A 24,266-nucleotide genomic window follows, 5' to 3' on the forward strand; every position below is an offset into this window, starting at 1 on the left:
ATTCGTCGGGGCTTTTTTATGGGCGACGAATATCCCTTTGTGGGAGTGAGCCTGCTCGCGAAAGCGCCATATCAGTCAATGCCAAGGTTTCTGAAACACCGCTTTCGCGAGCAGGCTCGCTCCCACAGGGGCGGCGTGATCTTGAAAACTCGCCTGCTATGCTGGTTTGACCGTGTCGATTGACGCCAAGCGCCAGCCAGGAGAGCCCGTCATGTCCCAGTCGCCGTCCCTGAGCCAGTTACGCGATCCCGAAGCCTTTCTGCGCCGCCACCTCGGCCCGGATGCCGCCGAGCAGCAAGCGATGCTCGACAGCCTTGGCCTGGGCAGTCGCGCCGAGCTGATCGAGCAGACCGTGCCGCCGGGCATTCGCTTCAATCGCGCACTGGATCTGCCGCCGGCCCTCAACGAACAGGCTGCGCTGGCGAAATTACGCGGTTATGCCGAGCAGAATCAGCTGTTCACCAGCCTGATCGGCATGGGCTATCACGGCACGGTCACGCCAACCGTGATCCTGCGCAACGTGCTGGAAAATCCCGGTTGGTACACCGCGTACACCCCATACCAACCAGAGATCGCCCAAGGCCGGCTCGAAGCCCTGCTGAATTTTCAGCAACTGACCATCGACCTTACCGGCCTGGAACTGGCCAACGCCTCGCTGCTCGATGAGGCTACCGCAGCGGCCGAAGCCATGGCTTTGGCCAAGCGCGTGGCGAAGTCCAAGAGCAATCTGTTTTTTGTGGATGAAAATTGCCATCCGCAAACCCTCTCCGTGGTACAGACCCGCGCCGAAGGTTTCGGCTTCGAGCTGATCGTCGACGCGGTGGATAACCTGGCGCAGCACGAGGTGTTCGGCGCGCTGTTGCAATACCCCGACACCCACGGCGAAATCCGCGATCTCAAACCCTTGGTCAACCACCTGCACGCACAACAGGCCCTGGCCTGCGTCGCCACCGATTTGCTCAGCCTGCTGGTGCTGACGCCGCCGGGCGAGTTGGGTGCCGATGTGGTGTTCGGTTCGTCCCAGCGTTTCGGTGTGCCGATGGGTTATGGCGGCCCGCACGCGGCGTTCTTCGCCAGCCGCGAGGAATACAAACGAGCGATTCCGGGGCGGATCATCGGTGTGTCGAAAGATGCTCGCGGCAACGTCGCGCTGCGCATGGCCCTGCAAACCCGCGAGCAACATATCCGCCGCGAGAAAGCCAATTCGAACATCTGCACCGCGCAGGTGCTACTGGCCAATATCGCCAGTTGTTATGCGGTGTATCACGGCCCGGAGGGTTTGAAGCGTATCGCCCAGCGCGTGCATCGCCTGACCTGCATCCTCGCGGCGGGACTCGAGCGCAACGGCATCAAACGGCTCAACAGGCAGTTCTTCGACACGCTGACTCTGGAGGTCGGCGGTGCGCAAACGGCGATCATCGAAAGTGCTCAGGCAGCGCAGATCAACCTGCGTATTCTTGGTCGTGGCCGCGTCGGTCTGAGTCTGGACGAGACCTGTGATGAACACACCGTGGCGAAGCTGTTCGATGTGCTGCTCGGCGCCGATCACGGCCTGAGCGTTGATGCGCTTGATGCGCAGGACATCGCCTCGGGAATTCCCGACGAACTCCAGCGCAGTACGCCGTACCTGCAACATCCGGTGTTCAACGCTCACCACAGCGAAACCGAGATGCTGCGTTACCTCAAACAGCTGGAAAACAAGGATCTGGCACTCAACCAATCGATGATCCCGCTGGGCTCGTGCACGATGAAGCTCAACGCCACCAGCGAGATGATCCCGATCACCTGGCCGCAGTTCGCCCATCTGCACCCGTTCGTGCCGAGGGAGCAGGCTGTCGGTTACACGCTGATGATCGAGGAGCTTGAGCGTTGGCTCTGTGCGATTACCGGTTTCGATGCGATCTGTATGCAGCCCAACTCCGGGGCCCAGGGCGAATACGCCGGGCTTCTGGCGATCCGTAAATATCACGAGAGCCGGGGGGAGGGCGCTCGGGACATCTGTCTGATTCCATCGTCGGCCCACGGCACCAACCCGGCCTCGGCGCAGATGGCCGGGATGCGTGTGGTGATTGTCGAATGCGATGAGGCGGGCAATGTCGATCTGGATGATCTGCAGCTGAAAGCCGCCGAGGCGGGGAATAAGTTGTCGTGCCTGATGGCGACCTATCCGTCGACCCACGGGGTTTACGAGGAAGGCATCAGCGACATCTGCGCAGTGATCCACCAGCATGGCGGCCAGGTGTACATGGATGGCGCCAATCTCAACGCCCAGGTCGGCCTGGCCAGGCCGGCGGACATCGGCGCCGACGTGTCGCACATGAACCTGCACAAGACCTTCTGCATTCCCCATGGCGGCGGCGGGCCGGGCATGGGCCCGATCGGCGTTCGTGCGCATCTGGCGCCGTTCGTCGCCAACCATCCGGTGGTGCCGATTGACGGGCCGCTGGCACAGAACGGCGCAGTCAGCGCAGCGCCGTGGGGCAGTGCGAGCATTTTGCCGATCAGTTGGATGTACATCGCCATGATGGGCCCGCAACTGGCGGACGCCAGCGAGGTGGCGATTCTGGCGGCGAATTATCTGGCGCAGCATTTATCCGGCGCGTTCCCGGTGCTCTACACCGGGCGCAATGGCCGCGTGGCCCATGAATGCATTCTTGATCTGCGCCCATTCAAGGCGCAGACCGGCATCAGCGAGGAGGACGTCGCCAAGCGTCTGATGGATTACGGTTTCCACGCGCCGACCATGTCCTTCCCGGTGCCAGGGACGTTGATGGTCGAGCCGACCGAGAGCGAGTCCAAGGCAGAGCTCGACCGCTTCATCGCGGCGATGCTGAGCATTCGCGCCGAGATCAATGAAGTGCAGAAGGGCAACTGGCCGGGCGAAGACAACCCGCTCAAACGCGCCCCGCATACCTTGGCCGATGTCACTGGAGTCTGGGAGCGACCCTACAGTGTCGAACAGGCCATCACCCCGGATGCGCACACACGCTTGCACAAATATTGGCCGGCGGTGAATCGGGTGGATAACGTTTATGGCGATCGCAATCTGTATTGCGCCTGTGTGCCGGTGGATGATTACCGCTGATCTCTAAATCCACCACCGCCCCTGTGGGAGCGAGCCTGCTCGCGAAAGCAATCGTCCAGCCGGCATTTGCGGTGACTGGCTCACCGCTTTCGCGAGCAGGCTCGCTCCCACAAGGCATGGTGGTGAGGCGGTAATCCGGGCAAAAAAATGCCGCTCGATCGAGCGGCATTTTTGAGGGTGCGAGGCTTACTCGGAAGCCACGGCGTTCTTCGCCAGAATCGCGTTCGCCAGTTCCATGTCCGAAGCCTGCAGGCCAGGGTTGTCGGCGCGGACTTTCTGCATCGCTGCTTCCAGGTACGGGCCACGGATGCCGCCGTCGCTGGCGACGAAGCTGCCGGCGTCGTCCTGGGCGGCGACGATCAGCTTGTGATCCTTGAAGGTCAGGTAGGTCGAGCCGGTGGTGGCACCGGAGGAGATGACGTTACGCCAAAAGCTGTCCGCCATGGCCGAACCAACGGGAAGCGACAGCAGGGCCAAGGTGGCGACAGCGAGTTTGAGACGCATGATGAGGTGACTCCTGGGATTGACTACGGCGTTGGATAGCCGATCCCCGATCCAGTTCCGTGCTGAATTATTTCAACTCACTTTGCGGTGTCACCCGCAGCACTTCCTCCACCGTGGTCAGCCCCGCCGCGACTTTCTGCGCGCCGGACAGGCGCAGGCTGCGCATGCCTTCCTTGAAGGCCTGACGCCTGATCGCGGTGAGGTCGGTATCCGGAGTGATCAACGCTTTGAGGCTGTCGCTCAGTTGCATGATTTCGTACACGCCGGCGCGGCCGCGATAGCCGGTGTCGCGGCATTCCAGGCAGCCGATCGCCTGCTGCGCATTGCTCGGCAGCGGCGCTTGCCAGGGCCGGGTCAGGGTTTGCCAATCTTCATCTTCGAGCGTCAGCGGCGCCTTGCAGTGCGGGCACAAAGTGCGCACCAGACGCTGTGCCATGACGCCCAATACGGTCGCTTTGATCAGGTAATGCGGCACGCCGAGTTCGAGCAAACGGCTGATGGCGCTCGGCGCATCGTTGGTGTGCAGCGTCGACAGGACCAAGTGCCCGGTGAGCGCGGCCTGAATCGCCATTTCCGCAGTTTCCAGATCGCGGATCTCGCCGATCATGATGATATCCGGGTCCTGCCGCATCAGCGCGCGCACCCCGGCGGCGAAGGTCAGTTCGATGTTGTGCTGCACCTGCATCTGGTTGAAAGCCGGCTCGACCATTTCGATCGGGTCTTCGATGGTGCAGAGGTTAACCTCCGGCGTCGCCAGTTTTTTCAGCGTGGTGTACAGAGTGGTGGTCTTGCCCGAACCGGTCGGCCCGGTGACCAGAATGATGCCATTTGGCTGGCGGGTCATGTCCTGCCAGCGGCGCAGGTCGTCGGCGCTGAAACCCAACTGGTCGAAATTCTTCAGCAGCACTTCCGGATCGAAAATCCGCATGACCATTTTTTCGCCGAACGCCGTCGGCAAAGTCGACAGCCGCAGCTCCACTTCGCCGCCGTCCGGGGTCTTGGTCTTGACCCGGCCATCCTGGGGTTTGCGCTTTTCGGCGACGTTCATGCGGCCGAGGCTTTTCAGGCGGCTGACGATCGCCATGGTCACCTGCGGCGGGAATTGATAGACGTTGTGCAGCACGCCGTCGATGCGAAAGCGCACGGTGCCGTGCTCGCGGCGCGGTTCGATGTGGATATCGCTGGCGCGCTGCTGGAAGGCGTACTGGAACAGCCAGTCGACGATGTTGACGATGTGCGCGTCGTTGGCGTCCGGCTCCTGGTCGCTGGCGCCGAGGTTGAGCAGTTGTTCGAAGTTGCCGAGGTTGCCGCTTTGGGCGTCGGCATTGCTGGCACCGCTGACCGATTTGGCCAGCCGGAAAAACTCGACGCTGAAGCGTTGGATGTCGACCGGGTTGGCCACGACCCGTTTGATCGGCAGCTTCAATACGTGGGTCAGGTCAGCTTCCCAACCGCTGACGTAGGGCTGAGCGCTGGCCACGGTGACCGAGTCGCGGTCCACGGCGACGGCGAGAATCTTGTGACGCTGGGCGAAGGCATAGGACATCAGCGGCGTGATCGCCGCGACATTGATTTTCAGCGGATCAATGCGCAAATACGGCTGACCGGCCTGTTGCGCCAGCCACAGGGTCAGGCTTTCCAGATCCAGATGTTTGCCCGGACGGCTGAGGTCGTCGAGTTGCTGGCTGGCGATGAATTCCAGCGGATGCATCTGCCCGTGAGCAGCATGGCGACGGCGGGCATTGAGCGCCTGTTCCGCCGCGTCCTGGCAGATGAAGCCTTGGGCGACCAGTTCCCGTAACACATCGTTGAGGTCCAGCCAGCGGTCCTGAGTGACAAATTGAACGGACATGCGGCTTTCCTTTTTAAGCGTCATGCGCAAAAGGATAGTCGTGGCCCCGCTGACCGTTGGGCCACTACCCGACGAAGCCGTTGCCGGATTTGTCAGCCGGCCGCTTGGGCGGGCGCCTGCCACGCCGCGTCGGCGTTGTGCAGATCCACTGCGCAGACGCTGATCAGGTTACGCAGTTTCTCCGCGATCACTTGCGCGCGATGCCAGCTCAGGCCGCTCATGAGCAGATCGATCGACAGCAGATCGTCCTGGCGCTGGACCTTGACCTGCTCCGGCGTCAGAAACTGCAAGGCGAACAGATTCAGCACCCGCACCAGCAGATCCGGCTCGGCCTCGGCGAGGATCCGGTACTGCGCCAGGCAGTGGGCGTTGTTGACGTTCCAGACATCGGCGCGGGCAGCGGGGCTGTTCACGGCTTCAAGGTGCGGCATGGCGAGTCTCCAAAATTACTGGAGAAATTTTTACATTCGGTGCGGGGTATTTCTTGGCTATGATCGGCGTCTGAACGGATTTATCGAAAGAGTTGATTCGTAAAAGCTGATCTTTGAGGATTTTTTATGCATAGCGAGCTGGACGCCTACGACCGCAAGATCCTCGCCTTGCTGCAGGAAGACGCTTCGCTGTCGAGCGCGCAGATCGCCGAGCAGGTCGGCCTGTCGCAATCGCCGTGCTGGCGGCGGATTCAGCGGATGAAGGAGGAGGGCATCATTCGCGGCCAGGTGACCTTGCTGGATCGCAAGAAGATCGGCCTGAACACGCAGATTTTTGCCGAGATCAAACTCAACGCTCATGGGCGTTCGAACTTCACCGAATTCACCGAGGCGATTCGCGGCTTTCCGGAAGTGCTGGAGTGTTATGTGCTGATGGGGGCGGTGGATTTCATGCTGCGCATTGTCGCGGCGGATATCGAGGCGTACGAGCGGTTCTTCTTCGAGAAGCTGTCGCTGGTGCCGGGGATACAGGAAGTGAATTCGATCGTGGCGCTGTCGGAGATCAAGTCCACCACCAGCCTGCCGGTCTAGTGCGGATGGCCTTCGTGGCGAGGGGATTTTACTGTGGCGGGGGTATTTACTGTGGCGAGGGGATTTATCCCCGATGGACTGCGCAGCAGTCCCCGCTTTTTCAAGAGCGGGGCCGCTTTGCGACCCAGCGGGGATGAATCCCCTCGCCACAGGGGCATCACATGCGCAGGAGGATTTTCCAGGCGCGGTTCTGGTACACCGCAATCGCCTGATGCTTGCGTGCATCGAGCAGTTCGTCGGTGATGGTCGGCTCGTTGGCCAGTTGCGCCAGTTTGTTCAGCTCACCGTAAAGGCGATCCATTTCCGGGATGTCCAGCACGTTGCGCGCATGGTGCAACCAGACCTGGATGCGCTCGATACGCGGCAGTTGTTCAGCAAGATCTTCCGGCTGCTGCTGATAGCGCTGCAACTGCAGAGCAGTGGCTTCTTCGCCCAGCAGACGCGGCAACCAGCTGTGCAGTTGCGCGTCACCCTGACGATTGCCGCGAGTGTTGCGGTCGGCGGTCCAGGTGCGGGCCAGCAGCCAGCGTGAAGCGTTCAGCGAGAACTGCCCCCAGCGCGGGTCTTCCAGTTCTTCGAGGAACTGCTCAGGCGCGGCTTTACGCACGTCTTCGTCCTCGATGCCGACCTGCACCAACGGGCGCCAGTCTTCCAGCAAGGCATCGAGGGCCACGCGCAGATCGTGGGTCGACTGACGCGGCGCCGCTTGGCCGAGGCTGCTGAGCAGTGCGCGCATTTCCGCGAGGTTCTCGACCCAGTCCTGCAGCAGACGCCAGTGGCCGTTGAAGCGATATTGTTCGGCCAGACGCTGGCTGCTGCCGAGCAGATGCCAGCTCAGCGCGGCGAAGGCGTCGTCGAGACGGGTTTCGGTGGTCAGCTGCGGCGCTGGCAGGCTCAGCGAGTAGCTGTTGGCGTCGTGCAGACGATAACCGCGCTCGGCCTTGCTGATATCGCATGGCATCAGCGCCAGGGTTTCGGCCAGTTCGGCAGCCAGTTCCAGCAACGCGGCAGGCTCGCCTTCGCGCAGCTCCAGTTCCAGCTCGCAGATTTCTTCCTTCTGCTTGCCGACCACTACGTGACCGAGATCCAACGCGGCTTCGATGACCACTTTGGTCTTGCCACGGCCCCAGGCGATTTCGGCGCGCTCGCGGACGAAATCGGTGGTGAAGATCGGCTTGAGGGTTTTCTTGTCCAGCTCGGCCAGTGCCTCGGGCCAGCATTCGCCGTCGAGTTTCTTCACATCGAGCTTGGCTTTCGCCAGTTTCCAGTCGTACTCGTTACGCTCGGACAGACCGGCGACGCTTTGGCCACGGGTCTTGAGGGTCTGAATCACTTCGTCACCGTCCTTGCGCAGGCGCAGTGCGACTTTGGCTTGGGCGAGGTCGCGCTCGGGGGTGTCGAAGTACTGGTTCATCAACTCACGGCGTTCCCAGCCACTTTTGTTGCGTTTCTTCAGCAGCGGGTGCTCGCGCAGGGCAGCGAGGGTTTCGCGGCTGACGCGGAGTTTGATTTCAGTTTCTTTTTGCATGGCCGGAACATCCAGAATCGGGAGCGCAGCCGGGGGAATGGGTGGCTGCCAAGGCCGTGCAGTGTACAGGAGTCAAACTTCCTACGCCCTGCGGCGGTTTATTCCGCGCGCCGGATGGTTCTATAGTGGGCCTCAATCCGGGACCTGGAGTCAGTGATGCCATTGCCGTCCATGCAAGACCAGTTCGCCGCGCTGATTGCCGCGCCATCGGTCAGCTGTACTCAACCGAACCTGGACCAGTCCAACCGCGCCGTCATTGATCTGCTGGCGGGCTGGCTCGGTGACCTGGGTTTCAGCTGCGATATCCGGCAGGTCAGCCCCGGCAAATTCAATCTGCTCGCCAGTTTCGGCAGCGGCCCCGGCGGCCTGGTGCTGGCCGGGCACAGCGACACCGTGCCGTACGACGACGCGTTGTGGCAGACCGACCCGCTGAAGCTCACCGAAGTCGACGGTCGCTGGGTCGGACTGGGCAGCTGCGACATGAAGGGCTTTTTTGCGCTGATCATCGAAGCCGTACGGCCGCTGCTCGATCAGCCGTTCAAGCAACCGCTGCTGATCCTCGCCACCTGCGACGAAGAAAGCTCGATGTCCGGCGCCCGCGCACTGGCCGAGGCCGGGCAACCGTTGGGCCGCGCGGCGGTGATCGGCGAGCCGACCGGGCTCAAGCCGATCCGCATGCACAAAGGCATCATGATGGAGCGCATCGACATTCTCGGGCAGAGCGGCCACTCGTCTGATCCGCGTCTGGGCCACAGCGCGCTTGAAGCGATGCACGATGCCATCGGCGAACTGCGTGGTTTGCGCCTGTTGTGGCAGCGCGAATTCAGCAATCCACAATTCAGCGTGCCGCAACCGACGATGAACTTCGGTTGCATTCATGGCGGCGACAATCCCAATCGCATCTGCGGCCAGTGTTCGCTGGAGTTCGACCTGCGGCCGCTGCCGGGCATGGACCCGAACCTGCTGCGTGCGGAAATCCTGCGCAAGCTCAACCCGGTGGCCGAGCGGCACAAGGTGAAGATCGACTACCGACCGCTGTTCCCGGAAGTGCCGCCGTTCGAACAGTCAGAGGATGCCGAACTGGTGCGCATCGCCGAAAAGCTCACCGGCCATCGCGCCGAAGCAGTAGCGTTCGGCACCGAAGCGCCTTATCTTCAGCGCCTCGGCTGCGAAACCATCGTCCTCGGCCCCGGCGACATTGCCTGCGCGCATCAACCCGGCGAGTACCTTGAAATGTCACGTTTGCAGCCTACCGTGCATCTGATTCGGCAGTTGATTGAACATTACTGCCTGACGACAGACGAACGATGACGGCCCTGTGTGGGAGCGAGCCTGCTCGCGAAAGCGTTTTGTCAGTCGCCATTGATGAACCTGATCCACCGCTTTCGCGAGCAGGCTCGCTCCCACAGGGTTAAATGTCTTGCATCAACCCGGTAAATTGCCTGCACCCCAACCCGTATTCATGAGGAGAGCGCGCGTGTCGCCAAGCCTGTTCCGACGATAACCATCAGCCCGCTGTGCGTTTTTCGTTTCGCCCCTTTTTTCGGCTGCTCTTTATTACAGGCCCAGGTTCATGCCCGAATACGTCAATTGGCTTCGCCACGCGTCTCCATACATCAATGCCCACCGCGATTGCACCTTCGTCGTCATGCTGCCCGGCGACGGCGTCGAGCATCCGAATTTCGGCAACATCGTCCACGACCTGGTCCTGTTGCACAGCCTCGGCGTGCGTCTGGTGCTGGTGCACGGCTCGCGCCCTCAGATCGAAACCCGCCTCGCCGCTCGTGGCCTGACCCCGCATTACCATCACGGCATGCGCATCACCGATGCCGCGACCCTGGAATGTGTGATCGACGCGGTCGGCCAGTTGCGCATCGCTATCGAAGCGCGGCTGTCGATGGACATGGCTTCGTCGCCGATGCAGGGCTCGCGCCTGCGCGTGGCCAGCGGCAACCTCGTTACCGCACGGCCGATCGGTGTGCTCGAAGGTGTCGACTATCACCACACCGGTGAAGTGCGTCGGGTTGACCGTAAGGGCATCAATCGCCTGCTCGATGAACGCTCGATCGTATTGCTGTCGCCGCTGGGCTATTCGCCGACCGGCGAAATCTTCAACCTTGCCTGCGAAGACGTCGCCACCCGCGCCGCGATTGATCTGGGCGCGGACAAGCTGCTGTTGTTCGGCGCCGAGCTCGGCCTGATCGACGAAAACGGCAAACTGGTACGCGAACTGCGCCCGCAACAAGTGCCGGCACATTTGCAGCGCCTCGGCATGAGCAATTACCAAGCGGAGTTGCTCGATGCCGCCGCCGAAGCCTGCCGTGGCGGCGTGGCGCGCAGTCATATCGTCAGTTACGCCGAAGACGGCGCGCTGCTGACCGAGCTGTTCACCCGTGACGGTGGCGGTACGCTGGTGGCGCAGGAGCAGTTCGAACTGGTGCGCGAAGCAGCGATTGAAGACGTCGGCGGTTTGCTCGACCTGATCAGTCCGCTGGAAGAGCAGGGCATTCTGGTGCGCCGCTCGCGGGAAGTGCTGGAGCGCGAGATCGAGCAGTTCAGCGTGGTCGAGCGCGAAGGCATGATCATCGCCTGTGCGGCGCTGTATCAGATTGCCGACTCCGATGCTGGTGAACTGGCGTGTCTGGCGGTGAATCCGGAATACCGCCATGGCGGACGCGGCGACGAATTGCTCGAACGCATTGAAACCCGCGCGCGGGCGCAGGGTTTGAAAACGCTGTTCGTGCTCACCACGCGCACCGCGCACTGGTTCCGCGAGCGCGGATTCGAGCCGAGCAGCGTGGAACGCCTGCCAGCGGCACGGGCGTCGCTGTACAACTATCAGCGCAATTCGAAGATCTTCGAAAAGACCCTCTGAACAACAGCGAGGTCTGTGGCGAGGGGATTCATCCCCGTTGGACTGCGCAGCAGTCCCCTTGCGTTTCCAAGTGAAAACATAGGGGGCCGCTACGCGACCCAACGGGGATGAATCCCCTCGCCACAGGTTCTGCATTCAGTCAGTGATGAATTTGGCGCTGACGTACGGCGAATAATCCGCCAGCACCGTCTCGACCTTGCCTTGTTCCTTCAAGAATTTCGCCGTTTCGGAAATGGCCTTGGCGGTGCCGCCGTCCAGCAGCGCCGTGGTTTGCTGCGCCTTGGCATCCGGGAACGCCGAACCGGCCAGCAGATCCGGCACATCCGTCGCGTTGGCACCGGTCAATTTGGCGATTTTCTGCACAGGCACCGAGTCGGCCGTCCAGCTGTCCTTGTGCGCGGCGTAGTCAGCGAACGAGTCCAGGGTGACCTTGGCAAACCTGGCCACGACCTCGGGATGCTTCTCGGCAAAGTCCTTGCGCGCCACCCAGACTTCGAAAGTCGGCGCACCCCACTGGCCGACCTGGGCGGCGTCGGTCAGGGTCTTGCCGGTCTTGCGGATCTCGCCCAGCGCCGGCGACCAGACAAACGCCCCGTCAATGTCGCCACGCTTCCACGCGGCGGCGATTTCCGCCGGTTGCAGGTTGACCACTTTGACTTGCGAAGTATTCAGGCCCCAGTGCTTCAACGCCCCAAGCAGACTGTAGTGCGAGGTCGACACGAACGGCGTGGCGATGGTTTTACCGATCAGGTCCTGCGGTTTGTCGATGCCGCTGCCGTTGCGCACCACCAAGGCTTCTGCGGCATTGATCTGTGCCGAAACGATGAACGCCACGATCGGCAGATTGCGTGAGGCAGCTGCTGCCAGTGGACTTGAGCCAAGGTTGCCGATCTGCACGTCGCCAGAAGCAATGGCAGTCACTACTTCCGGGCCGCTGTTGAAGCGGCGCCAGTCGATCTTCTCGCCAATGGTTTTCTCGTAGACGCCGTCGGCCTGCGGCACTTTGCTTGGATCAATGCCGGTTTGATAGCCCACAGTCAGACCGGCGGCCTGTGCGGAAAAAGAAAACAGTGCCGACACACAAACTGTAACAAATTGACTTGATAGTGCGCGTTTCGCCATGATGCGTCGCCTTTTCGATGGGAGTTGACGTGTTGGGAGCACGGCAAAGCTAATCGATCTAAAAAAAGGTCAACAAATACCATTTAGGAATGAGCTTAGGCGCCGATACGCTGTTTCCCGGCGCGGATGGCCATTAATGGGCCATATACCTGAATGGCATGAAAAAGAACGAATAAATTCTTTTTGGGATTATCAGGAAGTCTTTACCCTGCAGGGACCAAATCACTCGCGATTAGACGATGGTCGTAGACATACAAGGTTACGATTGACTTGGCAGTCACGGTCTGGCGCTAATCGCGAATCTTAGGATTCAGGGCAAATCGACCCCGAACCAGGAACACAAGAATTAGAACGAGAGGAGCGATACATGAACAAGTCCACCTTGGCCCTGGCTGTGGCCGTTGGGGTTATGGCGCAGCAGGCAGGCGCCGCCGGTTTCATCGAAGACAGCAAGGCTACTCTGGGTCTGCGTAACTTCTACATCAACACTGACAACCGTAATGGCACTGGCGCCAACAAGAACGAAGAGTGGGGCCAAGGCTTCGACCTGCGTTTCATCTCCGGTTACACCCAAGGCACCGTCGGTTTCGGTCTCGACGCGATCGGCCTGCTCGGCATCCGTCTTGATTCGGGCGGTGGCACCAACGGCAACAGCGGCACCGCCTACGGCGGCACCGTGTTCCCGAGCGAGTCCAACGGCAAAGCCGTAGACAACTTCTCCAGCCTGGGCCTGACTGCCAAAGCCAAGATCTCCCAGACTGAACTGAAGCTGGGTACCTTGCAGCCGAAGAACCCGGTCATCGTCACCAACGACGGTCGTCTGCTGCCGCAAACCTGGCAGGGTGGCCAGATCACATCCGGCGAGATCAAGGACCTGACTCTGGTCGGTGGTCAGATCGAGCACGTCAAAGGCCGTAACTCCAGCAACAATGAACAGCTGAGCATTGGCGGTGCCAACTCTCGCGGTCCGAACTTCCGCGATAGCAACAAATTCATTTACGCCGGTGGTGACTACAAGATCACCAAAGATCTGACTGCCCAGTACTACTACGGCAACCTGGAAGATTTCTACAAACAGCACTTCCTTGGGCTGGTTCACAACTGGTCCATTGGTCCAGGCGTGCTGAAGTCTGACTTCCGTTACTTCAACAGCTCCGACGACGGCGCGAACGGCCACGACCCAGCGTACTTCAGCTCTGGTGCTTACAGTCACGCGGCAAACGGCAAAGGCAAAGTCGACAACAACCTGTACAGCGGCCTGTTCCTGTACACCGTTGCCGGTCACACCTTTGGTGGCGGCTATCAGGTGAGCAACGGTAGCAGCGACTTCCCTTGGCTGAACCAAGGTGACGGTTCGTCGAACTACACCATCACCGACATGCAGATCCAGAAGTTCAACCGTGCCGGCGAGCGCACCTGGCAAGCACGCTACTCCTATGACTTCGCCAAGGTGGGCGTGCCTGGCCTGACAGCTGGCATGGTGTACCTGCGTGGCGATAACATTGACACTTACAACGCTCGTCGCGTCCAGACCTCGAATGGCGCTTCCGAATGGGAACGTGATTTGACCGTGGCGTACGTTGTTCCGGAAGGCCCGTTGAAAAACGTTGGCGTAATGTGGAAAAACGCTACCTGGCGCACCGACATCGCCGGTCAACGCGACCAGGACGAAAACCGCCTGATCCTCAGCTACTCGATCCCGCTGTTGTAATAGCGCTCGAGCAACTGAAGCAAAAAAAGCCCCGTCCGGCATCGCGCCGGACGGGGCTTTTGCGTTTCGAGTCAGGCTCACCCCCGTAAGCCTTTCTCGATTTCCCTCTTTGCTGCAACTCAAGGCCTTCTCGAACCTTGCGTTGGATGTTCGTCGCGATGCCGGCCGGTGTCCAATGAACAGATCTTTAATATTCCCTAATCATCTAGATATCTATTTATTTATTCTTTTTCACACTGATCGATCCCGAGCTAAAGTTGTTGTCTCCCATCCCTCATCAGGAGCAGCACCATGAGCCTCAGACTCGGCGACATCGCCCCCGATTTCGAACAAGACTCCAGCGCCGGCAAGATTCGTTTCCACGAATGGCTGGGCGATAGCTGGGGCGTGCTGTTCTCCCACCCGGCGGACTTCACCCCGGTGTGCACCACGGAGCTGGGCTTCACCGCCAAGCTCAAGGATGAATTCAGCCAGCGTGGCGTCAAGGCCATCGCGCTGTCGGTCGACCCGGTGGACTCGCACCACAAGTGGATCGAGGACATCAACGAAACCCAGAACACTATCGTCAACTTCCCGATCCTGGCCGATGCCGATCGCAAGGTTTCCGATCTCTACGATCTGATCCACCCGAACGCCAATGACACGCTGACCGTGCGTTCGCTGTTCGTCATCGATCCGAACAAGAAGATCCGCCTGACCATCACCTACCCGGCGAGCACCGGGCGTAATTTCCACGAGATTCTGCGGGTGATCGACTCGCTGCAGCTCACCGACAACTACAAGGTCGCCACCCCGGCCAACTGGCAGGACGGTGAAGAAGTGGTGATCGTGCCGTCGCTCAAGGACGAAGACGAGATCAAGCAGCGCTTCCCGAAAGGCTATCGCGCGGTGAAGCCGTACCTGCGCCTGACGCCGCAGCCGAACAAATAAGTCAGTGAGATTTTGATCGTTCCCACGCTCTGCGTGGGAATGCCGCCCGTGACGCTCCGCGTCACAGTGGACGCGGAGCGTCCATGGATTCATTGCCACGCAGAGCGTGGGAACGATCTTCGTGTGACTACAACGCAGGGGAATTTCGGCCGTTTCGACGGCCTTTTTTTTCGCCTGTATTCTGCGCAGCGGTATATCTCTTAAATGCATAACCAAATGAATAAATATGATTTATGGATATATAAATCAGCTGGTAAGGTCACTGCCATTGAAGCGAGATCGCAGCCTGCGAATCGCCCGTAACGCTTAAAGGAATCTGCAATGCTGGTCGTCTCACTCGGTGGCAGCCCCAGCCTGCGCTCCCGTTCCGGGGTGCTGCTGGAGCGTTCGCAACGCTGGTTGCAACAGCAAGGGGTGGAAGTGGTGAGTTATCAGGTGCGGGACTTCCCGGCCGAGGATCTGCTCCACGCGCGCTTCGACAGCCCGAAGGTCCTCGACCTGCTGCAACAGATCGCAAACGCCGATGGCCTGCTGATCGCCACACCGGTGTACAAGGCCTCGTTTTCCGGTGCGCTGAAGACCCTGCTGGATCTGCTGCCGGAGCGTGCCTTGAATCACAAGGTTGTCTTGCCGATGGCTACCGGCGGCAGCATCGCCCACATGCTAGTGGTCGATTACGCGCTCAAGCCTGTGCTGTCGGCACTCAAAGCGCAGGAAATGCTTCAGGGCATTTTCGCCGAGGACAGCCAGATCGCTTACGGCGAAGGCAGTGCCACCGCGCAACTGGCGCCGGCCCTGGAGCAACGCTTGCACGAGGCCCTGGACCAGTTCATCGGCGCCATGGCGCGCCGGCCGAAACCGCTGGAGCCGGGCCTGCTGAACGAACGTTTGTTGAGTGCTCGCTGGAGCATTTAAGCCTCATCGAAATTTGAAGTACTGGCCTTACTCGCCCGCCAACGGGCAAGCAGGTGCAGCCAAAACCCAACAGCAAAAAGGAGAGCGCTATGCGCACTGTATTTTTGCGTCGTGGTCTGGTCGCTCTGTTTGCTGCGGCTGTCACCTTCGGCGCCATCACCCATGCTCAAGCCGAGACATTGCGGATCGGTTATCAGAAGTACGGCACACTGGTGCTGCTCAAAGCCAAGGGCACGCTGGAAAAACGCCTCGCCGCGCAAGGCGTCGACGTGCAATGGACTGAGTTTCCCGGCGGCCCGCAGCTGCTCGAAGGCCTCAACGTCGGCTCGATCGATTTCGGCGTGACCGGCGAAACCCCGCCGGTTTTCGCCCAAGCCGCTGGCGCGGATCTGCTCTACGTCGCCTATGAACCGCCAGCGCTGAACAGCGAAGCGATCCTCGTACCGAAAGACTCGCCGATCAAATCGGTAGCCGACCTCAAGGGCAAGAAAGTCGCCCTGAACAAAGGCTCCAACGTGCACTACCTGCTGGTGCGTGCACTGGAAGACGCCGGCCTCAAGTACAGCGATATTCAGACCGTGTTCCTGCCGCCGGCCGATGCCCGCGCTGCGTTCGAGCGTGGCAGTGTCGACGCCTGGGTCATCTGGGATCCGTATCAGGCCGCTGCCGAGAAACAACTGCAAGCGCACACCCTGCGTGACGGCAAAGGCATCGTCGACAACCACCAGTTCTATCTCGCGACCAAACCTTACGCGCAGAAAAATCCCGAGGTGATCAAGACCCTCGTCGAAGAGGTGCGCGCGGTGGGTGAATGGTCGAAAGCCAATCCCGAAGACGTGACGCAACAGGTCGCGCCATTGCTCGGCCTGCCGGCGGACATCACCCTGACCTCGGTGAAACGCCAGGGCTACGGCGCGCTGTTCCTGACCCCGGAAGTGGTCGCCGCGCAACAGAAAATCGCCGACACGTTCTTCCAGCTCAAGCTGATTCCCAAGCCGTTGAGCATCAAGGATGTGATCTGGACCCCGCCGGCCGCTGTGGCCCAAAGCTCCCAAGCCCAGTAATTCGAATCCACAAGGAGACCACTCCATGAGCCTCAACATCTTCTGGTTCCTGCCTACCCACGGCGACGGCCATTACCTTGGCACCGCCGAAGGCGCCCGCGCGGTTGATCACGGTTATCTGCAACAGGTCGCGCAAGCGGCGGATCGTCTGGGTTTTGGCGGGGTGCTGATTCCGACCGGGCGTTCCTGCGAAGACTCGTGGCTGGTGGCAGCCTCGCTGATTCCGGTGACCCAGCGTTTGAAATTCCTCGTCGCCCTGCGCCCCGGGATCATTTCCCCGACGGTCGCGGCGCGGCAGGCAGCGACGCTGGATCGCTTGTCCGGCGGGCGTGCGCTGTTCAATCTGGTCACCGGTGGCGATCCGGAAGAACTGGCCGGCGACGGCCTGTTCCTCAACCATGAGGAACGCTATCAGGCCTCGGTGGAATTCACCCGCATCTGGCGCCGAGTGCTGGAAGGCGAAACCGTCGATTACGACGGCGAGCACATCAGCGTGAAGGGCGCGAAGCTGCTGTATCCGCCGATCCAACAACCGCGTCCGCCGCTGTATTTTGGTGGCTCCTCGGAAGCGGCGCAGGACTTGGCAGCCGAGCAAGTGGAGATGGTCCTGACCTGGGGCGAGCCGCCGGCCGCGGTGGCCGAGAAGATCGCACAAGTGCGCGCCAAAGCCGCCAAGCTCGGCCGAACCGTGCGCTTCGGCATTCGTCTGCATGTGATCGTCCGTGAAACCAATGCTGAAGCCTGGCAGGCGGCGGACCGGCTGATCTCGCATCTGGACGACGACACCATCCAACGTGCCCAGGCTTCGCTGGCGCGCTTCGATTCGGTCGGCCAGCAGCGCATGGCCGCGCTGCACGGCGGCAGCCGCGACAACCTTGAAGTCAGCCCGAACCTCTGGGCCGGAGTGGGTCTGGTGCGCGGCGGTGCCGGTACCGCGCTGGTCGGCGATGGCCCGACCGTGGCAGCGCGGGTCAAGGAATATGCCGATCTGGGCATCGACACCTTCATCTTCTCCGGTTATCCACACCTCGAAGAATCGTATCGGGTGGCGGAACTGCTGTTCCCGCACCTCGACGTCGAACGCCCGGAACTGCCGAAGAGCGCCGGTTATGTCAGCCCGTTCGGCGAGATGGTCGCTAACGACATCCTGCCCAAAGCCGCATCGCAGAGCTGAGGCGCAGCCATGAACAAATTTATCCACAGCCTCGCGCCCTGGGCGTTGCCGGTGTTGCTGCTGGCGGTGTGGCAGTTGTCGGTGTCGGCCGGTTGGTTGTCGACGCGGATTCTGCCGGCACCGGTGGCGGTGATCGAAGCCGGCGTCAGTCTGGTGCGCAGCGGCGAGATCTGGACCCACCTGGCGATCAGCGGCTGGCGCGCGGCACTCGGGTTTACCATCGGCGGCAGCATCGGCCTGGTGCTGGGCTTCATCACCGGCCTGTCGAAGTGGGGCGAGCGCCTGCTCGACAGCTCGGTGCAGATGATCCGCAACGTGCCGCATCTGGCGCTGATTCCGCTGGTGATCCTGTGGTTCGGCATCGACGAGTCAGCGAAGATTTTTCTGGTGGCGCTGGGCACCTTGTTCCCGATTTACCTCAACACGTATCACGGCATCCGCAACGTCGACCCGGCGCTGGTGGAGATGGCGCGCAGTTATGGTCTGAGCGGTTTCAGCCTGTTCTGGCAGGTGATTCTGCCGGGCGCGTTGCCGTCGATTCTGGTTGGCGTGCGCTTCGCTTTGGGCTTCATGTGGCTGACGCTGATCGTCGCCGAAACCATCTCGGCCAGCTCCGGTATCGGCTATCTGGCGATGAACGCTCGAGAGTTCTTGCAGACCGATGTGGTGGTGCTGGCGATCCTGCTTTACGCGGTGCTCGGCAAACTCGCCGACCTCGCCGCCCGTGGACTGGAACGTGTGTGGCTGCGCTGGCATCCGGCCTATCAGGTTGCCAAGGGAGGTGCGGCATGACCGCTCAACAACCTCCACGCCTGTTGCGCGGGATTCCACTGGCGGTGCGCAACCTGCAGAAAACCTTCGGCGCGCGCCAGGTGCTGCGCGACATCGATCTGCACATTCCGGCGGGGCAGTTTGTCGCCGTGGTCGGGCGCAGCGGTTGTGGCAAGAGCACGTTCTTGCGCTTGCTCGCCGGCCTCGATCAACCGACTGGCGGCGAGCTGCTGGCCGGCTCCGCGCCGCTCAGCCAGGCGCGCGACGATACGCGGCTGATGTTCCAGGAAGCGCGGCTGCTGCCGTGGAAAAAGATCATCGACAACGTCGGTCTCGGCCTCAAGGGCAACTGGCGCCAGCAAGCGCTGGATGCACTGGAAGCCGTGGGTCTGGCTGATCGCGCCAATGAGTGGCCGGCAGCATTGTCCGGTGGCCAGAAGCAGCGCGTGGCGCTGGCCCGGGCGCTGATTCACCAGCCGCGCCTGCTGCTGCTCGACGAACCGCTCGGCGCACTGGATGCCCTGACCCGCATCGAGATGCAGCAACTGATCGAACGGCTCTGGCAGCAACACGGTTTTACCGTGCTGCTGGTGACCCATGACGTCAGTGAAGCGGTGGCGATTGCCGATCGGGTGATCCTGATTGAGGACGGCGAAGTCGGCCTCGACCTGCACGTCGATCTGCCGCGCCCCAGAGTGCGTGGCTCGCATCGCCTCGCCGCACTGGAAACCGAAGTGCTCAACCGTGTTCTGTCCCTGCCCGGCGAACCGCCGGCGCCGGAACCCGTTTCACCCCTGCCTGCGCAATTGCGTTGGGCGCAATGAAGCAGCTGCAAGCTTCAAGCTACAAGCCGCAAGAACAAGCCTGGTGCTTTTACTTGCAGCTTATAGCTTGCCGCTTGCAGCTCATTTCGATCCTAGGAGAAATGCCATGACTATCAAAGCCATCAACGTGCGCAACCAGTTCAAAGGCTCGATCAAGGAAATCGTCCTCGGCGACGTGCTGTCGGAAATCGACGTGCAGACCGCTTCGGGCATCGTCACTTCGGTGATCACTACCCGCTCTGTGAAAGAGCTGGAGCTGGTGGTCGGCAGTGAGGTAATCGCCTTTGTGAAATCCACCGAGGTATCGATCGCCAAGTTGTAAGCCGGTGAACAAAAAACAACCCCGGAGGGTGTGAGCCCTGCGGGGTTTTTTGTGCCTGTCGATCGTTCCCATGCTCCGCGTGGGAATGCCTCTAGGGACGCTCCGCGTCCAGTGACGCGGAGCGTCACGGGCTGCATTCCTTTGCTGCGCGTGGGAACGATCATGTCTCAGCGCTTGGGTAGATACGGCGGCAAATACAACCCGATATAGGCATCAAACACCCGCATTCCTTCTTCGGCCATGCGTGGAGTGATCTGCCCGTGCTGCTGCACCGAACGTGCATAAGCCCGGTCGCCCAGTTCCATCGCCAGGGCAAACACATCGACATCGTCCGGCAGCCTCGGCAATTCGAAATGCTGGTCGAACAGCTTGTGCATCAGGTCGCCCAGTTCCAGATCGTGCTGGCGGTCGGCCTGGGTCACTTCGGTCAGGCCGTGTTGCGCCAGAATCAATTGTCGCGCGGCCGCATCCTGGTCGTAGATCTCCAGCATGCGTTGTTCGACCAGTCGCGACAGATCTCGCCAGTCGCGTAACGCGTCGTGATCGATCGGCGCTTGCAGGCAGGCGCGGAAGGCTGCGTGGACATCAGCGGTCAGCGCTTCAAGCAGCGCCGGGACGCTGGCGAAGAAGTGATACACGGAGGAGGGCGGAATCTGCGCGCGCTCGGCGACGCTGTAGATCGACAGACTGGCCACGCCCTCGGCCGCCAGCAGCGTGCGCGCGGCATCGAGGATCGAATCGATCCGCGCCTGACTGCGGGCACGGGGTTTGCGAACGGTGGCGGGTCGCGTCATGGAAGTCTCCTGCGGGGCAGCGGGCATTGTACGAGGCGCTTCAGGTGTTGTCTGCCGGTACCCTGTGGCGAGGGGATTTAGCGAAACGTCGCACCGCCCCGTTCGGCTGCGCAGCAGTCGTAAACCCTCAGAGCCGGGTATTCCTGACACACCGAGTGGGATGGATTTGGGGCTGCTTCGCAACCCAACGGGGATAAATCCCCTCGCCACAGGTTTTGTGTTCGGCCATAAAAAAACGCCGTGGGCGCGAAGCCAACGGCGTTTCTTTGGACTTTACAACGCTTAAACAGTGTGCAGATACCAGTTGTACTCAAGGTCGGAGATGGAGTGTTCGAACTCCTCCAGCTCGCTTTCCTTGCAGGCGACGAAGATATCGATGTACTTCGGATCGATGTACTTGGCCATCACCTCGCTGTCGTCCAGCTCGCGCAGGGCATCGCGCAAGTTGTTCGGCAGGCTCTGTTCGTTCTGCTCGTAGCTGTTGCCTTCGACAGGCGCGCCCGGTTCGATCTTGTTGACCAGACCGTGGTGCACGCCGGCCAGTACCGAAGCCATCAGCAGGTACGGGTTGGCGTCGGCGCCGGCCACGCGGTGCTCAATACGTACGGCATCGGCAGAGCCGGTCGGTACGCGGATCGCCACGGTGCGGTTGTCCAGGCCCCAGCACGGCGAGTTCGGTACGTAGAACTGCGCGCCGAAGCGACGGTAGGAGTTGACGTTCGGGCAGAGGAAAGCCATCTGCGCCGGCAGGGTCTCGAGCACACCGCCGATCGCGTGACGCAGCGCGGCGTTCTGCTCGGGATCCTCGCTGGCAAAAATGTTTTTGCCGGCTTTGTCCAGAATCGATATGTGTACGTGCAGACCATTGCCCGCCTGGCCTGGATACGGCTTGGCCATGAAGGTGGTGTCCATTTCATGGTCGTAGGCGATGTTCTTGATCAGACGCTTGAGCAGGACGGCGTAGTCGCAGGCCTTGATCGGGTCGGCGACGTGGTGCAGGTTCACTTCGAACTGCGCCGGGGCACTTTCCTTGACGATCGCATCGGCCGGGATGCCTTGCTCTTTGGCACCTTCCAGAATGTCCTGGAGGCAGTCGACGTATTCGTCGAGGTCGTCGATCAGGTAGACCTGCGTCGAGTGCGGGCGTTTGCCGGAGATCGGCGAGCGTGGCGGCTGCGGCCGGCCGTTCACGTTTTCCTGGTCGATCAGGTAGAACTCGAGTTCGAAGGCGGCGCAGATGGTCAGGCCGAGCTCGTCGAACTTGGTCACCACCTGGCGCAGCACTTCACGGGGATCGGCGAAGAACGGATCGCCTTCGAGTTCGTGCATGGTCATCAACAGCTGCGCGGTCGGGCGCTTCTGCCATGGCTCGTTGCACAGGGTATCGGGGATCGGATAGCAGATGCGATCGGCGTCGCCGATGTCCAGGCCCAGACCGGTGCTTTCCACCGTGGAGCCGTTGATATCCAGAGCAAATAGAGAGGCCGGCAGGTTGATGCCTTTCTCGTAAACCTTGTGGAGGCTGGTGCGTTCGATGCGCTTGCCGCGCACCACACCATTCATATCCGCAATCAGAAGGTCAACGTACAGAACCTCAGGATGTTCCTTAAGGAACGCGTTCGCTTCGTTAAGCTGAACGGCACGCGGGGGTACCGACATGATGCAACACCTTTGTTGTTAAAAATATCAATCATTGATCTTTTCTGGTTTCAGTCAACCCGAACGGCCTGCCGAAGTCAAGCGAGGCCTTTTTTGCCCCGAAAAAGCGCTTGAAGGGCATTAATGGGGCACTTTGGGGCGTTTTTTCAAACCTTGAACGTTGCTCAGCTGCGGGCTTGAGCAGGCCGTGTTGTATTTTTTACGGGGGTGTTGTGTAAAAAAATGAACAAGGCTAAGCTCCGGTCAAACCCATAACAGCAATAATACCGGGGTGCTTCATGTCTCGCCTGCCGTTAATCGGCATCACCGACTGCTCGCAACAGTCCGGTCTGCATGCTCATCACATCAGTGGCGATCAATCCGTCCGTAGCGCAGCCAGCAAGGCGCGCAGCCTGTTGACGACACGCTCGCCAACATCCGGCAACACGGCAGCGTCCGATATTCTGGACGTCGGGCACAGCATCCGCTTTATGGCGTCTCCTTTCACTATAGAACTCTTTCCCTCCCAAAGCCCGTGCCGCACTCAGCGTCATGCTTGTGATTCTGCACGTTCGCAAAGTGCACGGGAAATGCAACGCCAGCGTCAAGGGCAGGTAAGCTCCTCTTTCATTGTCTATGCGCGGTGCCAGGCGTAAGCCGGCACTGCGCGAGCAAGCCCCCTTTAACGCGACGCCGCAAGCGTCAAAATTGCCTGACATCGCGTCAGGAGACTCAGCCCAGAGGCATTTATGAGTAACAACCTCGACCAGCTCACCGATTGGTTGAAAGACCGCAAGATCACAGAAGTCGAATGCATGATCGGCGACTTGACCGGTATTACCCGGGGCAAGATTTCGCCGACCAACAAGTTCATCGCCGAGAAAGGCATGCGTCTGCCGGAGAGCGTGCTGCTGCAGACCGTGACCGGCGACTACGTCGAAGACGACATCTATTACGAACTGCTCGACCCGGCCGACATCGACATGATCTGCCGGCCCGACCAGAACGCCGTGTACCTGGTGCCGTGGGCCATAGAGCCGACCGCGCAGGTGATCCACGACACCTACGACAAGCAAGGCAACCCGATCGAGCTGTCGCCGCGCAACGTCCTCAAGAAAGTCTTGAAGCTGTATGCCGACAAGGGCTGGCAGCCGATCGTGGCGCCGGAAATGGAGTTCTACCTGACCAAGCGCAGCGACGACCCCGACTATCCGTTGCAGCCGCCGATCGGCCGCTCGGGCCGTCCGGAAATCGGTCGGCAGTCGTTCTCCATTGAAGCGGCCAACGAGTTCGACCCGCTGTTCGAAGACGTCTACGACTGGTGCGAATTGCAGGAGTTGGATCTCGACACGCTGATCCACGAAGACGGCACCGCGCAGATGGAAATCAACTTCCGTCACGGTGACGCCCTGTCGCTGGCCGATCAGATTCTGGTATTCAAGCGCACCATGCGCGAAGCCGCGCTCAAGCACGACGTGGCGGCGACGTTCATGGCCAAGCCGATGACCGGCGAGCCGGGCAGCGCCATGCACCTGCACCAGAGCATCATCGACATTCAGACCGGCAAGAACGTCTTCTCCAACGAAGACGGGACGATGAGCCAGTTGTTCCTGCACCACATCGGTGGGTTGCAGAAACTGATTCCCGAGCTGTTGCCGCTGTTCGCGCCGAACGTCAACTCGTTCCGCCGCTTCCTCCCGGACACTTCGGCACCGGTGAACGTCGAGTGGGGCGAAGAGAACCGTACCGTCGGCCTGCGCGTACCGGATGCCGGCCCGCAGAACCGCCGCGTGGAAAACCGTCTGCCGGGCGCCGATGCCAACCCGTACCTGGCGATCGCCGCGAGCCTGCTCTGCGGTTACATCGGCATGGTCGAGGGCCTGAACCCGAGCGCGCCAGTGGTCGGCCGTGGTTACGAGCGCCGCAACCTGCGCCTGCCGCTGACCATCGAAGACGCGCTGGAGCGTATGGAAAACAGCGCGACCATCGAGAAGTATCTCGGCAAGACCTTCATCACCGGCTACGTCGCGGTCAAGCGGGCCGAGCATGAAAACTTCAAGCGCGTGATCAGTTCCTGGGAGCGTGAGTACCTGCTCTTCGCCGTCTGATGCGCCGGGCGCGGCGGCCAGCCGTCG

20 protein-coding genes are annotated in these 24,266 nt (G+C 60.9%); 13 read left to right on the plus strand and 7 right to left on the minus strand.

Annotation, left to right across the window (positions count from 1 at the left end; translation table 11 throughout):
- Positions 1-211: 211 nt before the first annotated feature.
- Positions 212-3,085: an aminomethyl-transferring glycine dehydrogenase gene (gene gcvP / locus JWU58_RS01975; RefSeq protein WP_206421411.1), complete on the plus strand. Its 2,874-nt coding sequence runs from the start codon at positions 212-214 to the stop codon at positions 3,083-3,085.
- Positions 3,086-3,271: 186 nt separating this feature from the next.
- Here the strand turns inward: gcvP and JWU58_RS01980 are convergent, their stop codons facing one another.
- The 3 genes from JWU58_RS01980 to JWU58_RS01990 form a co-directional block, all read right to left on the minus strand.
- Positions 3,272-3,592 (minus strand): DUF2388 domain-containing protein, encoded by a 321-nt coding sequence (locus JWU58_RS01980; RefSeq protein WP_172667868.1) that lies wholly within the window; start codon positions 3,590-3,592, stop codon positions 3,272-3,274.
- Between the two features lie 64 nt (positions 3,593-3,656).
- A complete protein-coding gene (gene tfpB / locus JWU58_RS01985) occupies positions 3,657-5,441 on the minus strand; it encodes a type IV pilus assembly ATPase TfpB (RefSeq protein ID WP_123441783.1) in 1,785 nt (594 codons plus the stop codon).
- A gap of 92 nt (positions 5,442-5,533) precedes the next feature.
- Entirely contained in the window at positions 5,534-5,872 is a 339-nt protein-coding gene (locus JWU58_RS01990) for a hypothetical protein (RefSeq protein ID WP_123441782.1), read from the minus strand.
- Positions 5,873-5,998: 126 nt separating this feature from the next.
- Here JWU58_RS01990 and JWU58_RS01995 point away from each other — a divergent pair, with 126 nt between their 5' ends.
- A complete protein-coding gene (locus JWU58_RS01995) occupies positions 5,999-6,463 on the plus strand; it encodes an Lrp/AsnC family transcriptional regulator (RefSeq protein WP_024014730.1) in 465 nt (154 codons plus the stop codon).
- Positions 6,464-6,620: 157 nt separating this feature from the next.
- Here JWU58_RS01995 and JWU58_RS02000 read toward each other — a convergent pair whose 3' ends face one another.
- Positions 6,621-7,991, minus strand: coding sequence for a CYTH domain-containing protein (locus JWU58_RS02000; RefSeq protein ID WP_206421412.1), 1,371 nt, complete (start codon positions 7,989-7,991; stop codon positions 6,621-6,623).
- Positions 7,992-8,147: 156 nt separating this feature from the next.
- Between JWU58_RS02000 and argE the strand changes: the two genes are divergently transcribed.
- Entirely contained in the window at positions 8,148-9,302 is a 1,155-nt protein-coding gene (argE, locus tag JWU58_RS02005; protein ID WP_122748321.1) for an acetylornithine deacetylase, read from the plus strand.
- Positions 9,303-9,564: 262 nt separating this feature from the next.
- On the plus strand, positions 9,565-10,866 hold the full coding sequence (argA, locus tag JWU58_RS02010; protein ID WP_016772647.1) for an amino-acid N-acetyltransferase: 1,302 nt from the start codon (positions 9,565-9,567) through the stop codon (positions 10,864-10,866).
- Between the two features lie 135 nt (positions 10,867-11,001).
- On the opposite strand, the gene tauA is transcribed toward argA, so the two are convergent.
- Entirely contained in the window at positions 11,002-11,988 is a 987-nt protein-coding gene (gene tauA / locus JWU58_RS02015; protein ID WP_263295770.1) for a taurine ABC transporter substrate-binding protein, read from the minus strand.
- Positions 11,989-12,355: 367 nt separating this feature from the next.
- Here tauA and JWU58_RS02020 point away from each other — a divergent pair, with 367 nt between their 5' ends.
- The 8 genes from JWU58_RS02020 to JWU58_RS02055 all read left to right on the plus strand — a co-directional run bounded on the left by JWU58_RS02020 (position 12,356) and on the right by JWU58_RS02055 (position 19,699).
- Positions 12,356-13,699: an OprD family porin gene (locus JWU58_RS02020; RefSeq protein WP_042607063.1), complete on the plus strand. Its 1,344-nt coding sequence runs from the start codon at positions 12,356-12,358 to the stop codon at positions 13,697-13,699.
- Between the two features lie 291 nt (positions 13,700-13,990).
- Positions 13,991-14,629 carry a peroxiredoxin gene (locus JWU58_RS02025; protein ID WP_024014725.1) on the plus strand — a complete coding sequence of 213 codons (639 nt, stop codon included), beginning with the start codon at positions 13,991-13,993 and terminating at the stop codon, positions 14,627-14,629.
- A 321-nt stretch (positions 14,630-14,950) separates the two neighbouring features.
- A complete protein-coding gene (gene ssuE / locus JWU58_RS02030; RefSeq protein WP_039757455.1) occupies positions 14,951-15,544 on the plus strand; it encodes an NADPH-dependent FMN reductase in 594 nt (197 codons plus the stop codon).
- Positions 15,545-15,633: 89 nt separating this feature from the next.
- Entirely contained in the window at positions 15,634-16,608 is a 975-nt protein-coding gene (locus JWU58_RS02035; RefSeq protein WP_206421413.1) for a sulfonate ABC transporter substrate-binding protein, read from the plus strand.
- Between the two features lie 25 nt (positions 16,609-16,633).
- Positions 16,634-17,782 (plus strand): FMNH2-dependent alkanesulfonate monooxygenase, encoded by a 1,149-nt coding sequence (ssuD, locus tag JWU58_RS02040; RefSeq protein WP_016772653.1) that lies wholly within the window; start codon positions 16,634-16,636, stop codon positions 17,780-17,782.
- Positions 17,783-17,791: 9 nt separating this feature from the next.
- Entirely contained in the window at positions 17,792-18,574 is a 783-nt protein-coding gene (gene ssuC / locus JWU58_RS02045) for an aliphatic sulfonate ABC transporter permease SsuC (RefSeq protein ID WP_027610511.1), read from the plus strand.
- A complete protein-coding gene (gene ssuB, locus JWU58_RS02050; protein ID WP_206421414.1) occupies positions 18,571-19,377 on the plus strand; it encodes an aliphatic sulfonates ABC transporter ATP-binding protein in 807 nt (268 codons plus the stop codon). The genes ssuC and ssuB overlap by 4 nt, the downstream gene beginning before the upstream one ends.
- A 106-nt stretch (positions 19,378-19,483) precedes the next feature.
- Positions 19,484-19,699 (plus strand): TOBE domain-containing protein, encoded by a 216-nt coding sequence (locus JWU58_RS02055; protein WP_003229256.1) that lies wholly within the window; start codon positions 19,484-19,486, stop codon positions 19,697-19,699.
- 167 nt (positions 19,700-19,866) lie between these two features.
- On the opposite strand, the gene JWU58_RS02060 is transcribed toward JWU58_RS02055, so the two are convergent.
- Entirely contained in the window at positions 19,867-20,493 is a 627-nt protein-coding gene (locus tag JWU58_RS02060; RefSeq protein WP_206421415.1) for a TetR/AcrR family transcriptional regulator, read from the minus strand.
- Between the two features lie 282 nt (positions 20,494-20,775).
- A complete protein-coding gene (locus JWU58_RS02065; RefSeq protein ID WP_016772657.1) occupies positions 20,776-22,152 on the minus strand; it encodes a glutamine synthetase family protein in 1,377 nt (458 codons plus the stop codon).
- Between the two features lie 728 nt (positions 22,153-22,880).
- Here JWU58_RS02065 and JWU58_RS02070 point away from each other — a divergent pair.
- Positions 22,881-24,239: a glutamine synthetase family protein gene (locus tag JWU58_RS02070; RefSeq protein ID WP_016772658.1), complete on the plus strand. Its 1,359-nt coding sequence runs from the start codon at positions 22,881-22,883 to the stop codon at positions 24,237-24,239.
- Positions 24,240-24,266 lie beyond the last annotated feature (27 nt).

Source organism: Pseudomonas atacamensis (genome assembly GCF_017167965.1).
In the GTDB taxonomy this organism is placed as follows: Bacteria; Pseudomonadota; Gammaproteobacteria; order Pseudomonadales; family Pseudomonadaceae; genus Aquipseudomonas; species Aquipseudomonas atacamensis.